Here is a 12,144-nt window from a genome sequence, read left to right on the forward strand (position 1 = left end):
TCACCATTTCAATGGTGACATGAACGATCTAGACCACCGTATAACGGATCTCGCCGATCGCCAGCATGGGGTCGTCGAGCTTGGGCAGGTGATGGATCTCGGGTTCAGCCGCAAGCTCATCCGGGGCCGGGTTGGCCGGAGCCAGTTGGTGGAGGTGCTTCCCCGGGTGTACCGCCTCGGGCCGGGCGAACCGCCTTTTGAGCAGAGAGCCATGGCCGCGACACTGGCGGCTGGGCCGGGAGCACTGGCATCGCACCGGGCTGCGGCCAACCTCCACGGGCTCCCCGGTATCGCACGCTGGGCGGAGGTGACGGTACCGCATGACCGCCGGATCGAGGTGCCGGGGCTCACCGCGCACCGGGCCCGGGATCTGCCGGACGACGACCGGGCCATGGTTCGGGGAATCCCGGCAACCACGCCCACCCGGACGCTGCTCGACCTCGCGGGACTGTTCCACGCCGAGCGCCTCGGACGGGCGCTGGCCCACTGCCTGATTCACGGACTGGTTTCGCGAGCCGATCTCGAGCGCCGGAGTGCTCTGGTGGCCCGCGGCCACCCCGGCATCGGGACACTCCGGGAACTTCTCGCCGCCTGGCCCATCTCCCAGCGGCCCATCGGCAGCGAGTTCGAATTGGAGCTGTATCGCTGCCTCGACGCCGCCGGGATCGAGCGCCCGGTCCCGCAGTGCCGGGTGGTACTGCCGGACGGGACAGTGCGCTACATCGACTTCGGCTACCCGCGCCTCCGCTTCGGCCTCGAGGCCGAGGGCTTCATCTGGCACGGGTCCCGGCAGGCGTGGGAACGGGACCGGGCCCGCCACAACGAGCTGGTTGCCGCCGGCTGGGACTATCTCGCCATCACCTGGGGATTGCTCCATGACCATCCCGACCAAGTGGCCGACCTCGTCCGGCGATCCCTGGCGATCCGTGCCCGCGGCTGACCGTGAACCGGCCTCGGGAGAAGTTCTGGGGAGGATTCTGGCCCGAAATGGGATCAAAAACTCCCCAGAACGAAACGGACAAACTAGGAGCGTGTGGTGAGAAAGCTCTCATAGTGCGCTAGAGGCGTTTCCTGTCGGCCGCTCCCGCCGGTCACCTCTCCGCCATGACCCAGGCACTGCTGTACCAGTCCGCGCCCACCGGCAACGACCTCCTCGACCGCCTCCCCAGCTGGGAGCAGCGGGACCTGTTGCTGGTGGCCGAGCAGGTGGCCCTCGCCCCCCGGCAGGTCATCTTCGAGCCCTGCCAGCTCATCGACAGGGCCTGGTTCCCGCTCGCCGGGGTGATCTCTCTGGTGGCCCGCACGTCCGACGGCGCCGGGGTGGCGGTGGCCTCGGTGGGCCGGGAGGGCATGGTGGGCTTGCCCATCGTCCTGGGCGAGGCCAGCAGCCCCAACCTGACCGCCGCCGTGCAGGTGCCCGGCACCGCCCTCACCGTCGGGGCGCTTGAGCTCCGGCGCCGGTCACGGCCGCCCGCGGGTCTCCACATGCTGCTCCAGGCCTACGCTCACACCCTGCTCACCCGGACGGCGCAGGAGGCGGCGTGCAACCGGCGCCACACCGTGCTGCAACGCTGCGCCTGCCTCCTGCTCCAGACCGAGGACCGCGTGGGGGCGCCCGACTTCCCCCTGACCCAGGACCAGATCGCCCACCTCCTGGGCACCCGGCGGGCGAGCGTGGTCGGCGCCGCCCGCACGCTGCAGGAGGCCGGGGCGATCCGTTACCGCCGGGGACGGCTGCACGTCGCCGACCGCCGGACCCTCGCCCGGCTCTCCTGCGACTGCTACGAGGTGATCGCGATCAGCCCCCGCATCCCGTAGGCGTAGTGCCCCGGGAGGTGGCAGGCGAAGACCCAGGTGATGGGGTTGGACGGGAAGCTGACCGTCGTGGACCGGGTGGTGCCGGCGGGCACCGAGACCTCGCCCGGGACCGACCCGTCGTGCACGGTGTCGGTGCCGGCCTCCTCGGCCTGCTGCAGGGCCTCGTTGCCCACGATGAACTCGTGGTCGATGGGGTCGGTGTTGGTGATGACGAAGCGCACCGTCGATCCCTCCTTCACCGTCACCGCCGACGGTGAGAAGCGGGAGTAGTGGATGGCGATGGCCACGGTGGGGACCGGCTGGGGGCCGATGACCCCGGCGTGGGCGGCGGCCCCCAAAGAGGCCAGGACGACGACCAGACCGATCCCCGCCCCGTGGCGCAGTCTCATGCCGGCAGCCCGGGGACCCGAAGGCTGCGCCGCCAGCTCCAGCCCCACGCCGCCGCCAGGCCGGCAGCGCCCAGGGCGCTGGCCCACCAGACCCACGCCGAGCCGCCGCCCGAGGGCGGGGTGGGGGTGGACGGCGCCGGGTTGGACGCCAGCCCGGCGGCCCGGGCGGACGGGGCCACCCCGTTGACCCCCACCGAGAGGTCGTAGCGCAGGTTGACCTCGGGGGTGCTCAGCCGCAGGTAGGTGAGCCACATGCCCGACGCCGGGATCCACGACCCGCCCTGGTCCTCCCGCAGGTCGCTGATGAGGCTGGCCGACGCCTGCTCGCTGGTGTTGAGCACGAGGCCGTTGGTCGAGGTGCGGTTGGACCTGAGCGGCGTCGGGTCGGGCAGCATCGCCGGGGCCTGGTCGGTGAGCAGGTAGATGTCGGCGCTGACGAAGTCGGACTGCGTCTTGCCCAGGCCCAGGATGGCCAGGGGCACCCAGGGCTGCTTCGTGGGGATGGTCAGGGCGATGGGCGTGATGGCGCCGGCCTGCTGACCCTGGGCGGCGGCGGCATCGGCATTGAACTTGGCGGCCATGAAGATGGGCGACCGGTGGGCGTAGAAGTCGAGCAGGGCCGGCGCGTCGGGCGGCAGGCTGAACCCGTTGTTCTTGGCCCATTCGCCGACGGCGAAGCCGCCGCCCTTGAGGACCGTGAGGTCGAGGGCCCCGATGGTGGTCTGCTGGATGACCTGGGCAGGCACCGGAGCCGCTGCGGCGGCGGCGCGGCCGGCGGTGTCGAAGGCGGCGTTGATCGGCTCGGTCTCGCGCACGAGGCGCTGCAGGGTCCAGGCGCCGCCCTTCTCGATGGCGGTCGGCACCGCGGGCAACGGCGTGATCGAGCCGAAGTTGCCCGTCCCGCCCTCGAAGGTGAAGGCGGTGATGTAGTGCTCGACGCCGTTGTGGTAGCCCACCAGGGTTGTGGTGCGCTGGAGGCTCACGCCCCCGTTGGGGCCGATCAGCCCCCCGCAGGCCAGGGCGGGCCCCGCCCCGATCAGCACCAGCAGGCCGAGGGCGCTGCCGACCGCCAGCACCCGAATGGTGGTTGTGGCGCTCCGCCTGCGGCTCCGCTGGTTGAGTCCCATCTCTGGCCTCCCTGTCTGGCACGTGTCGGGGAACGTGATGAGGCTTAGACGGGGCCGTGCCGGGCGAAAGTTCCGTCAGGACGCGGCGGCGGCCTTCTGGAGGGCGGCGCCGAAGGTGCGGGCGACAAGGGCATAGCCGGCGTCCGAGGGGTGGAACCCGTCGGCGCTGACCAGCGAGGCGTAGGTGCCGTCCTTCTCGGCCTCCGCTCCGGCGGCGTGCAGGTCGACGAGGATGGCGCCGGTTGAGGCCACCACCGCCGAGGTCGCCCGGTTGTAGGCGTCGACCGACGCGTCCAGGGCCGCCGGGGCCGGGCAGAGGCTCCCGGTGCCCAACCCGAAGGACCCGGAGCGGCAGGCGAGGTAGATCGGCAGCTGGTCCAGCGGCGGCGTGTTGGCCACCAGCACCGTCGTGCCCCCCTTCTGGCGCAGCTGCGAGATCAGGGACTGGAGCTCGTGCTGGTAGTCGGCGGGCGTCACGCTGGCAATGAGGTCGTTCACGTTGAGCCACACCGTGACCAGGGTCGGGTGGGCGGCCAGCGCCTGGGACAGCTGGTCCTGCAGGGCATCCTCGACGGTGGCGCCGGACACCGCCACGTTGTCGAAGGTCGCCGAGTGGGGCAGGAAGCCCCGAGCGAAGACCGCCGGCCAGGCGTCCTGGGCCGGATCGCTGCTGCCGACGCCCAGCGACTCGCTCGCCCCGATGGCTACGTAGACCACCGGGCCGGTAGAGGGCGCCGGCGAGCGGGCGGGCGACGAAGCGGGCGAGGGGGCCGCGCGGCTGGGGGCCGCGGGTGCCGCCGCCCGGTGCCCGGAGGAGCACGCACCGAGCACCACCAGCGCGGCGCCCGCAAGGCGTCTCCACCGCCGGCCAGCGCGCATGATCCCCGAATCTACCCGGGCCGCCCGGGGGCGCCGCCCAAGTGCCGCCAGAAGGGCGGCCCCATCGGGTGCTAGGTTTCTCCAGGCACCCCTCGCCCGCCTATACTTCCCGCCGGTGAGTGCCCTCCTGCAGGTCGTCCGCACGGGCCAGCCCCGAACGATCCGGCTGGTGGGGGAACTGGATGCCTCGAACGCCGACGACCTCCTCATCGACTTGGATCCCGAGCTGGCGTCGGGCGGCGACTTGACGCTGGACCTCGGCGCCTTGGACTTCATCGACAGCGTGGGCCTGCGCAGTTTCGTGCGGGTGGCCCACGCCCTCGACGGCGGCCGCCTGATCCTGCGGGAACCGCAACCCGGTGTCGGCCGCACGCTGGATATCGTTGGGATTGACAAGACAAACAATATTTTCGTCACAAAATGACGTGCTTGTAGGTCTTGCGATCACATAAAGGTTTGTTCATCTCTTCCGATGGGTAGAGCGCCGCGGTGAGCGCACCCCGGACCCTGAACGTCGAACTGCCCGTCGATCCGCGGTCACCGGGGGCGGCACGCCGGGAATTGGCCTCTCTGGCCGCTGACCTTCCGGCCGACCTGCAGTGGGACCTCCAGCTCTTGGTGAGCGAGCTGGTGGCCAACAGCGTGCGGCACGCCGCCCTGGACCGGGAGGACCACATCGTCCTCCGCGCCCGGGTGGCCGACGCCTCGATCCGGGTGGAAGTCTCCGATCACGGGCACGGCTTCCAGCCCGAGCGTCCGACCAGCCCCGGGGAGTCCCGTTCCGGGCTCTGGCTGGTCAACCGCCTGGCGGACCGATGGGGGGTCGTCCGGGACGGCTCCACTCTGGTCTGGTTCGAGAGTGACCTACAAGCGGGGACGAGCGGTGCCGACTGGGAAGGGGTCGTGCGCAACTGGCCGGCAGCGTGCCGGTCGATGGCGCGGGACCTGTTCCGGCTCTACGGTCCGCCCGAAGAAGTCACCCCGACCCGGCTGCGCTGGTGGCCGGAGCGGGACACCGAGGTCACGATCTCGTGGCCGAGTCCGGCGCCGGCGGGCGGGCAGGTCCCGACCCCGCCCTCGTCGCCGAGATCGCCCTAGCCAACTCGTCCAAATCGGCGGCGGGCAGCTCCAGGTCGGCCGCCGCCACCCAGGAATCCACCTGTTCCGGGCTCCGGGCGCCGACGATTGCCCCCGTGACCCCCGGCCACGCCAGCACCCAGGCCACCGCCACTGCCGCCGGGGTGACGCCATGGCGCTCGGCAATGGGACGGAGCGCCTCGGCCAGGGCGAGGTTGCGCTCCAAGCCCTCGCCGGTGAAGTTGGGGTTGCGCGCGCGCCAGTCGTCCGGCGCCAGGGCCTCCACCCGGGCACGGGAGAACGAGCCGGTGAGCAGGCCGGACTGCATGGGGCTGTAGGCGATCACCCCGGTGTGGTGCTCGGCACACCAGGAGACGAGGCCGCCGGCGGCCTCGCGGTTGATCAGGGAGAGCGGGGGCTGGAGCGAGTCCACGTGGCCGATCCGGCTGGCGGCGGACACCTCCTCCACCGTGTGGTTGGATAGCCCGACCGCAGCCACCACGCCCTCGGCCTTCAGCTCCAGCATGGTGCCCCAGTAGTCCTCGACCGGCGCGCCGTCCTCGGGGGTCCAGTGCATCTGGTAGAGGTCGATGCCCTCGACCTGCAGGCGGCGCAGGGACTGCTCCACCTCCCAGCGGATGGACTCCGGCCTGCCCACCCGCCGGGCGGGTGCCATGGGATCGCCGTCGTCCCAGCGCAGGCCGCACTTGGTGAAGACGTAGGGCCGATCGGCGTCGCTGAACGGGGCGAGGGCCTCGGCGACCACCTCCTCGGAGTGGCCCAGGCCGTAGATCGCGGCCGTGTCCACCCAGTTGACCCCGGACTCCACGGCGCGGCGGATGGCGGCGATGGAGGCCTCGTCGTCCTGCGGCCCCCAACCGAAGCTCCAGCCGCCCCCGCCGGTGGCCCAGGCGCCGAACCCGACGGTGGTGAGGTCGAAGCCGGTGGCGCCCAGGGGGCGGGTGGCAGAGATCACGGATGGAACATACCCCTGCTGCCGACTCCTGGCTCGAGCCGGCTCGAGCCGGCGACCCAGGAGCTAGACCGGGTGGGTGAAGCGCAGCGGGAGGCGGTCGACGACGAACGCCGCCACGGCCTTCGCCGTCTTGGCGTCCACGGCCACCACCGCGTACGCTCCGCCCTTCGCCGGGTTGGCCCCGTTCACCGATCCCGGCTCGAAGCTGCCCTGGAAGGCCACGATGCACAGCGTCTCGCTGCCGAAGGCGGCGAACTCGGCGTGACGCTTCGCCACCGCCGAGGCCTTCACCTGCCGCACGCCGAGGTACCGGCCCTGCTGGTGCACCGCGGCCCGCGCAGCAGGGAGCGCCCGGAAGCACGCGCTGGACCCGGTACCGAGCGAGTTGCGCTGCCCGGCGCACCCGGCGAGCGCGAGGGCCGCCACCGCGACGACCAGGAGCCGCCTCACGGCGCCACCAGGCCCGTGTGGTCCTTGCGGGCCTGCACCCGCAGGACCAGGGCGGCCAGCCAGCCCGCCGGGAGCAGGAGCCAGAAACCGAGGATCCGGTAGAGGAGGACGGCCGCCACGGTGGCGGACTGCGTCCCGCCGTAGAAGACCAGGGCCACCGTCAGGCTGCCCTCCACCACGCCGAGGCCCCCGAGGGTCAGCGGCAGGTTCGCCGCCAGCTGCGCCGCCCCGTACGCCAGCAGCAGCCCCCGCCAGGGCACCCGGGCATGGACCGCCAGGAACGCGATGGCCAGGCAGGACAGGTCGAGGAGCCAGTTGGCCAGTGACCACCCCGCCGCCCGGGCCAGGGTCACCTTCGAGAGCTGCACCGCACCCAGGCGCTCCATCGCCCGGGCGCCCAGCTCTCCGGCGTCGCCCTCGGGGCGGTGCGCGACGCGCTGGGCGAGCCGTACCAGGGCCACGAGGACTACCCGGACGAACCGGGTCAGCAGGCCCCGGCGCACCACCTCGACCAGTCCGGCCCCCAGGACCGCCACCACGACGATGCCCCGGACGAGGTCGAGAGAGCTCGCCTGGCCCTCGGCGAGGCCCAACCCCACCAGGGCGACCAGCGCCAGGGCGGCGAACGCCACGACCGTGGACACCACCAGCACCCAGCCCGCCAGGGTCGCATCGATCCCCCGCCGCCGGAACTGGCGGAAGGCGTAGATGGTCGACCAGGCGGGCCCCACCGGCAGCGAGTTCTGGATGGCGTTGGCGGCCAGTGTGATCCCGGTCAGAGGGCGGAGGCCCACCCGAGCGCCGCCGGCGGTGAGCAGCCGGCGCTCCATGCCGGCGTAGGCGATGATCGAGGCCAGCTCAGCGCCCAGCGCCACCACGATCCAGGCACCGGACACGTGGCCGAGGGTGGCGAAGGCACCGGAGAGCTCGTTGCGCCGGCCGAAGACGGCGTCGAGCGCCACCCCGGCCGCCACCACGCCCAGCCCGTACCGCAGGAGCACCCCGAGCACGTGTCGTGCCCCGCGGGCCCCGTTGGACGGCGCCGGGGGTTCCCGGGTCGCAGGAGGCGAAGAGGCGTCGTCGGGGGCCACGCCCGGCATCATCCGCTCCCTGCCTTGGCTGCGCCTGGAGCACCGGCTGGTGCTCGCCCGCGGCGCTCCTCAGCACCCCCCGTATGGCGGGGCCCGATGGTACGGTGGCCGCGTGGCCCAGTACCGCCATCCTCCCCGGCATCGTGCGGACCCACCGCGGCCCACAGGGCCCCCGATCGGGAAGATCGTGCTCATCGGGTTCCTCGGGCTGATGTTGCTCGCCGGGCTCGGAGCCCTGGGCGGCTGGGCGATCAACCAGGCGGACAACCCGGTCGCCATTCCCAGCTTCACACCACCGGCTTCGGTAGCCCCCAACCCTTCCCAGGCCCCGATCCCCACCTCCACGGCGCAGGCCCCCGCCGGGCCGGCGGTTGACCTGCCGGTGGTGATCGCGGCCCTCGGCCCCGGGGCGACCGGCCCGGCGGTGACCGCCTTCCAGCAGCGCCTGGCGAACCTCTCGTACATGGTGGGGCCAGTGGACGGCAACTACGGCGCGGCGATGTCCTACGCCGTCACCGCCTTCCAGAAGGTCGAGGGCCTGCCCCGCACCGGCGTCGTCGATGCTCTGACCCGGTCGGCGATGCAGACCGCCGGCGTGCCGGCACCGGCCTACGCCGCCCCGCCCGACCACATTGAAGTGGACATCGCCCACCAGGTCATGCTCATCGTGGACAACGGCCAGGTGACCGCCACCGTGGCCGTGTCGACGGGCACCGACAAGAAGTTCACTGAGAAGGACTCGCCCGGGCCCCACAAGGCGGTGACGCCCAACGGTGTCTTCAGCGTGCTGTGGAAACACAACGGCTGGTGGACCTCGCCCCTGGGCCAGATGTACAAGCCGTCGTTCATTGACGACTCCCTGGGCATCGCCATCCACGGGTACCCGGAGGTGCCGCCCCAGCCGGCGTCGCACGGCTGCATCCGGGTCCCGATGCCCTTCGCCGACGCCATCTACGCCCACGACACGTCGGTGGGGTTGACGGTGTTCGTGCACGGCGGGCCGGACGGCCCGAACCCGTAGGACGGGGCCGCTAGAGTGGCCTCGGGGGCGGGCGGGGTGGGCTCGGCCGACTCGGGAGGTAACCAATGCAACTCGGCATGATCGGTCTCGGCCGCATGGGGGCCAACCTCGTGCGGCGCCTGATACGGGACGGCCACACATGCGTCGTGTACGACCATTCCGCCGACGCCGTGCAGGCGATGGTGCAGGAGGGGGCGACGGGGGCCGCTTCGCTCGAGGAGTTCGTCGCCCAGCTCGAGGCTCCCCGGGCGGCCTGGGTGATGATCCCGGCGGCCTACGTGGGCGACACGGTGCACCAGTTGGCGGGCCTCATGGCCGCGGGCGACATCATCATCGACGGCGGCAACTCCTACTACCGGGACGACATCGACCGGGCGGCTGCCCTTGCTGGACAGGGGATCCGCTACCTGGACGTGGGCACCTCAGGGGGTGTCTTCGGACTCGAGCGGGGCTTCTGCCTGATGATCGGCGGCGACCGCGACGCGGTCGCCCACCTGGACCCGGTCTTCGCCACCATCGCTCCGGGCGTCGACGCCGCCCCGCGCACGCCGGGACGCACCGGGGAGCCCACCACGGCGGAGCAGGGGTACCTGCACTGCGGGCCGGCCGGCGCCGGGCACTTCGTCAAGATGGTGCACAACGGCATCGAGTACGGCCTCATGGCGGCCTTCGCCGAGGGCCTGGGCGTGCTCGAGGCGGCGAACGCGGGCACGCAGCGCCGGGAGACCGACGCCGAGACCGCCCCCCTGCGCGAGCCGCAGTACTACCAGTACGACCTGGACGTGCCGGCAGTGGCCGAGCTGTGGCGCCGGGGCAGCGTTGTGGCCTCCTGGCTGCTGGACCTGACCGCCGAGGCCCTGGCGGCCGACCCGGAGCTCAGCGCCTTCACCGGCCGGGTCTCCGACTCGGGCGAGGGCCGCTGGACGGTGCTGGCGGCAGTCGACGAGGGGGTTCCGGCCCACGTCCTCAGCGCCGCGCTCTTCGAGCGCTTCGCATCCCAGGGCCGGGCGGCGTTTGCCGGCAAGGTGCTGTCGGCCATGCGCCATGAGTTCGGTGGCCACGCCGAGAAGCCCGCGTCGGGAGGGGCATGAAGATGAAGAAGAACCACGCCCGGGCCGATGCCCTCGTGCTCTTCGGGGCCACGGGCGACCTGGCCCGCAAGAAGCTGTACCCCGCCCTTTACCACCTGACCGTGGACGGGAAGCTCGGCGTGCCCATCGTGGGCGTGGCGTCGTCTCCCGGCTGGGGCGACGAGCAGGTCCGGGCGTACGCCCGGGAGGCGGTGGAGGCGGCGCTCCCCAACCCCGACAGCGGGGCGTTGACGAAGCTGCTGAACCATCTCACCTTCGTCGAGGGCGACTACCGCAACGCCGCCACCTTCCAAGCCCTGGCCGACCGCCTGCAGAAGGCGGGGGCGGCGCGCCCGATGCACTACCTCGCCATCCCGCCGGTGCTCTTCGAGACCGTCGTGGAGGCTCTTGCCGCCGTCCGCTTGGACACCGACGCCCGGGTGGTGGTCGAGAAGCCGTTCGGGCGGGACCTCGCCTCGGCCCGGGAGCTCAACGCCGTGCTGCACAAGGCCTTCGCCGAGGAGGCGATCTACCGCATCGACCACTACCTCGGCAAGGAGTCGGTGGAGAACCTGATGGTGTTCCGCTTCGCCAACTCGCTGCTGGAGCCGGTGTGGAACCGCAGCTATATCCAGCGGGTGGAGATCACGATGGCCGAGTCCTTCGGCGTCGAGGGCCGGGGGACGTTCTACGACAAGGTGGGCTGCATCCGCGACGTCGTGCAGAACCACCTGCTCCAGGTGGCGGTGCTGCTGGCGATGGAGCCCCCCCTGGGCACCGATGCCGAGGCGCTGCGGGACGAGAAGGCCAGGGTGCTGAAGGCGATGCGCCCCGCCGACCCCAAGTACCTGGTGCGGGGCCGCTACGAGGGCTACCTGAGCGAGCCCGGGGTGGCCCCCGACTCCGACACCGAAACGTACGCCGCCCTGCGCCTCGACATCGAGAGCTGGCGCTGGGCGGGCGTCCCGTTCTTCGTGCGGGCGGGCAAGGCCCTGGCCTCCACGACGCTGGAGGCGACGGTCGAGTTCGCCGCTCCCCCGCGGCTGCTCTTCGCCTCCACCGACCACCGCCCGCACGCCAACCTCCTGACCTTCCGGCTGGGGACCAACGACGGCGTGTCGCTGCGCCTGCAGGCCAAAGCTCCGGGCGACGACCTCGTCAGCCAGCCCGTGGGCCTCGATGTGAACTTCGAGCAAGTCTTCGGGGCCCGCCACGAGGCCTACGAGCGCTTGTTGTGCGACGCCCTCGAGGGCTACGCCGCCCGCTTCGCCCGGGAGGACGCCGTCGAGCGCCAGTGGGAGATCGTGCAGCCGCTGCTGGACCACCCCGGCCCGCTGCACGTCTACGCCCGGGGGAGCATGGGCCCGGCGGCCGCCGACGGCGTGCTGGACAACCGGCGGGGCTGGCGGGACCCCAACAAGGCGCCGAGGAAGCCCCGCCACCGCCGGTAGGGAGCGCCTCCGGTGGGAGGCTCGTTGCCGTTAGTGCGCCAGGCCCGCCACCGCGTTGATGGTCATGGCGATGATCGCAGTGCCGAACACGTAGGACAGCACCGCGTGGCGGAGCACGGTCCGCCGGATGTGGCGGGCGATGATGTCGGTGTCGGACACCTGGTAAGTCATGCCGACGGTGAATGCCAGGTAGGCGAAGTCGGCGTAGGTGGGCTCCCGGTCGTCGTGGAAGTCGATGCCCCCCTTGGGCTCGGCGTAGAAGAGCCGGGCGTAGCGCAGCGTGAAGATCGTGTGCACCACGCTCCACGACACCACGACGCTCAGCACCCCGATAACGGTGAGCAGGGCCTTCGCCGCCCCGTTCTCGTTGGCGGCCTTCAGCACCGTCAGCCCCACGGCCAGGAGGCTGGCGGCGCTGGCGCCCATCAGCATGGAGTCGGCGGCCGTCCGGCTGCTGTCCTCCCGCACCGCGATGCGCGCGGTCTCGGCGCCGTCGCGGCCGATGACCGACCCCAGGGCGGAGAGCACGAAAATGGCTGCGGCAACATCCCAGCCGCCCAGGACGGCGGCCTGCCAGGGGGCGGTGAAGGCAGCCACCACCAAGACCACGACGCCGCCGGCGGCGGCGATCACTGCCCGCTTGCCGGCGGAGAGCTGGCGGTGGGCACCCATATCCGTGTTGCCAGACATAGAACCTCCATCGATCTGCAGGTCGCCCGCCCGTATTCCCGGACGTCGGGGAGGGTGGAGTCAACATACCCAGCCAAGACCCGAACCCTCCTGCGGGCGCCGGAG

The 12,144-nt window shown here is 72.0% G+C and carries 14 protein-coding genes; 7 read left to right on the forward strand and 7 right to left on the reverse strand.

The window, feature by feature from the left end; translation table 11 throughout:
- The first annotated feature begins 19 nt into the window (after positions 1–19).
- A complete protein-coding gene (locus VFW71_14845; GenBank protein HEU5004037.1) occupies positions 20–940 on the forward strand; it encodes a hypothetical protein in 921 nt (306 codons plus the stop codon).
- A 164-nt stretch (positions 941–1,104) separates the two neighbouring features.
- Positions 1,105–1,818: a Crp/Fnr family transcriptional regulator gene (locus VFW71_14850; GenBank protein ID HEU5004038.1), complete on the forward strand. Its 714-nt coding sequence runs from the start codon at positions 1,105–1,107 to the stop codon at positions 1,816–1,818.
- Here the strand turns inward: VFW71_14850 and VFW71_14855 are convergent.
- From VFW71_14855 to VFW71_14865, 3 genes are all read right to left on the reverse strand, one after another.
- Positions 1,782–2,207, reverse strand: a complete 426-nt coding sequence (locus VFW71_14855; protein ID HEU5004039.1) for a plastocyanin/azurin family copper-binding protein — start codon at positions 2,205–2,207, stop codon at positions 1,782–1,784. The genes VFW71_14850 and VFW71_14855 overlap by 37 nt on opposite strands.
- On the reverse strand, positions 2,204–3,334 hold the full coding sequence (locus tag VFW71_14860) for a DUF2330 domain-containing protein (protein ID HEU5004040.1): 1,131 nt from the start codon (positions 3,332–3,334) through the stop codon (positions 2,204–2,206). Before VFW71_14860 ends, VFW71_14855 begins: the two co-directional genes overlap by 4 nt.
- A 75-nt stretch (positions 3,335–3,409) precedes the next feature.
- Positions 3,410–4,213 carry an SGNH/GDSL hydrolase family protein gene (locus tag VFW71_14865; protein ID HEU5004041.1) on the reverse strand — a complete coding sequence of 268 codons (804 nt, stop codon included), beginning with the start codon at positions 4,211–4,213 and terminating at the stop codon, positions 3,410–3,412.
- Positions 4,214–4,328: 115 nt separating this feature from the next.
- On the opposite strand from VFW71_14865, the gene VFW71_14870 reads away from it, so the two are divergent.
- Together VFW71_14870 and VFW71_14875 are read left to right on the forward strand one after the other, a co-directional pair.
- Complete coding sequence (locus tag VFW71_14870) at positions 4,329–4,637, forward strand: STAS domain-containing protein (GenBank protein HEU5004042.1); 309 nt, start codon at positions 4,329–4,331, stop codon at positions 4,635–4,637.
- Between the two features lie 65 nt (positions 4,638–4,702).
- The gene (locus VFW71_14875) at positions 4,703–5,311 is read left to right on the forward strand and encodes an ATP-binding protein (GenBank protein HEU5004043.1); all 609 of its coding nucleotides are present in this window, start codon (positions 4,703–4,705) and stop codon (positions 5,309–5,311) included.
- Here VFW71_14875 and VFW71_14880 read toward each other — a convergent pair.
- From VFW71_14880 to VFW71_14890, 3 genes are all read right to left on the reverse strand, one after another.
- Positions 5,235–6,266 carry an aldo/keto reductase gene (locus tag VFW71_14880; protein ID HEU5004044.1) on the reverse strand — a complete coding sequence of 344 codons (1,032 nt, stop codon included), beginning with the start codon at positions 6,264–6,266 and terminating at the stop codon, positions 5,235–5,237. The two genes, VFW71_14875 and VFW71_14880, sit on opposite strands and share 77 nt — an antisense overlap.
- Before the next feature lie 63 nt (positions 6,267–6,329).
- Positions 6,330–6,716 carry a lipoprotein gene (locus VFW71_14885; GenBank protein HEU5004045.1) on the reverse strand — a complete coding sequence of 129 codons (387 nt, stop codon included), beginning with the start codon at positions 6,714–6,716 and terminating at the stop codon, positions 6,330–6,332.
- A complete protein-coding gene (locus VFW71_14890) occupies positions 6,713–7,807 on the reverse strand; it encodes a YbhN family protein (GenBank protein HEU5004046.1) in 1,095 nt (364 codons plus the stop codon). Before VFW71_14890 ends, VFW71_14885 begins: the two co-directional genes overlap by 4 nt.
- Before the next feature lie 187 nt (positions 7,808–7,994).
- Here VFW71_14890 and VFW71_14895 point away from each other — a divergent pair, with 187 nt between their 5' ends.
- The 3 genes from VFW71_14895 to zwf all read left to right on the forward strand — a co-directional run bounded on the left by VFW71_14895 (position 7,995) and on the right by zwf (position 11,349).
- A complete protein-coding gene (locus VFW71_14895) occupies positions 7,995–8,828 on the forward strand; it encodes a peptidoglycan-binding protein (GenBank protein ID HEU5004047.1) in 834 nt (277 codons plus the stop codon).
- Between the two features lie 65 nt (positions 8,829–8,893).
- Positions 8,894–9,919: a decarboxylating 6-phosphogluconate dehydrogenase gene (gnd, locus tag VFW71_14900; protein ID HEU5004048.1), complete on the forward strand. Its 1,026-nt coding sequence runs from the start codon at positions 8,894–8,896 to the stop codon at positions 9,917–9,919.
- A 2-nt stretch (positions 9,920–9,921) separates the two neighbouring features.
- Positions 9,922–11,349 carry a glucose-6-phosphate dehydrogenase gene (zwf, locus tag VFW71_14905; GenBank protein HEU5004049.1) on the forward strand — a complete coding sequence of 476 codons (1,428 nt, stop codon included), beginning with the start codon at positions 9,922–9,924 and terminating at the stop codon, positions 11,347–11,349.
- Between the two features lie 30 nt (positions 11,350–11,379).
- Here the strand turns inward: zwf and VFW71_14910 are convergent, their stop codons facing one another.
- Positions 11,380–12,039 (reverse strand): DUF1345 domain-containing protein, encoded by a 660-nt coding sequence (locus VFW71_14910; protein ID HEU5004050.1) that lies wholly within the window; start codon positions 12,037–12,039, stop codon positions 11,380–11,382.
- Positions 12,040–12,144: the final 105 nt, after the last annotated feature.

The sequence above is a fragment of the Actinomycetota bacterium genome, assembly GCA_035765775.1.
Lineage (GTDB): Bacteria > Actinomycetota > CADDZG01 > JAHWKV01 > JAOPZY01 > DASTWV01.

What these genes read in the sequence shown, in the direction of transcription:
- VFW71_14845 (HEU5004037.1), top strand. Translation starts at nt 20, where the DNA reads ATGAACGATCTAGACCACCGTATAACGGATCTCGCCGATCGCCAGCAT.
- zwf (HEU5004049.1), top strand. Translation starts at nt 9,922, where the DNA reads ATGAAGAAGAACCACGCCCGGGCCGATGCCCTCGTGCTCTTCGGGGCC.
- VFW71_14860 (HEU5004040.1), bottom strand. Translation starts at nt 3,334, where the DNA reads ATGGGACTCAACCAGCGGAGCCGCAGGCGGAGCGCCACAACCACCATT.
- VFW71_14850 (HEU5004038.1), top strand. Translation starts at nt 1,105, where the DNA reads ATGACCCAGGCACTGCTGTACCAGTCCGCGCCCACCGGCAACGACCTC.
- gnd (HEU5004048.1), top strand. Translation starts at nt 8,894, where the DNA reads ATGCAACTCGGCATGATCGGTCTCGGCCGCATGGGGGCCAACCTCGTG.
- VFW71_14855 (HEU5004039.1), bottom strand. Translation starts at nt 2,207, where the DNA reads ATGAGACTGCGCCACGGGGCGGGGATCGGTCTGGTCGTCGTCCTGGCC.
- VFW71_14910 (HEU5004050.1), bottom strand. Translation starts at nt 12,039, where the DNA reads ATGTCTGGCAACACGGATATGGGTGCCCACCGCCAGCTCTCCGCCGGC.
- VFW71_14865 (HEU5004041.1), bottom strand. Translation starts at nt 4,213, where the DNA reads ATGCGCGCTGGCCGGCGGTGGAGACGCCTTGCGGGCGCCGCGCTGGTG.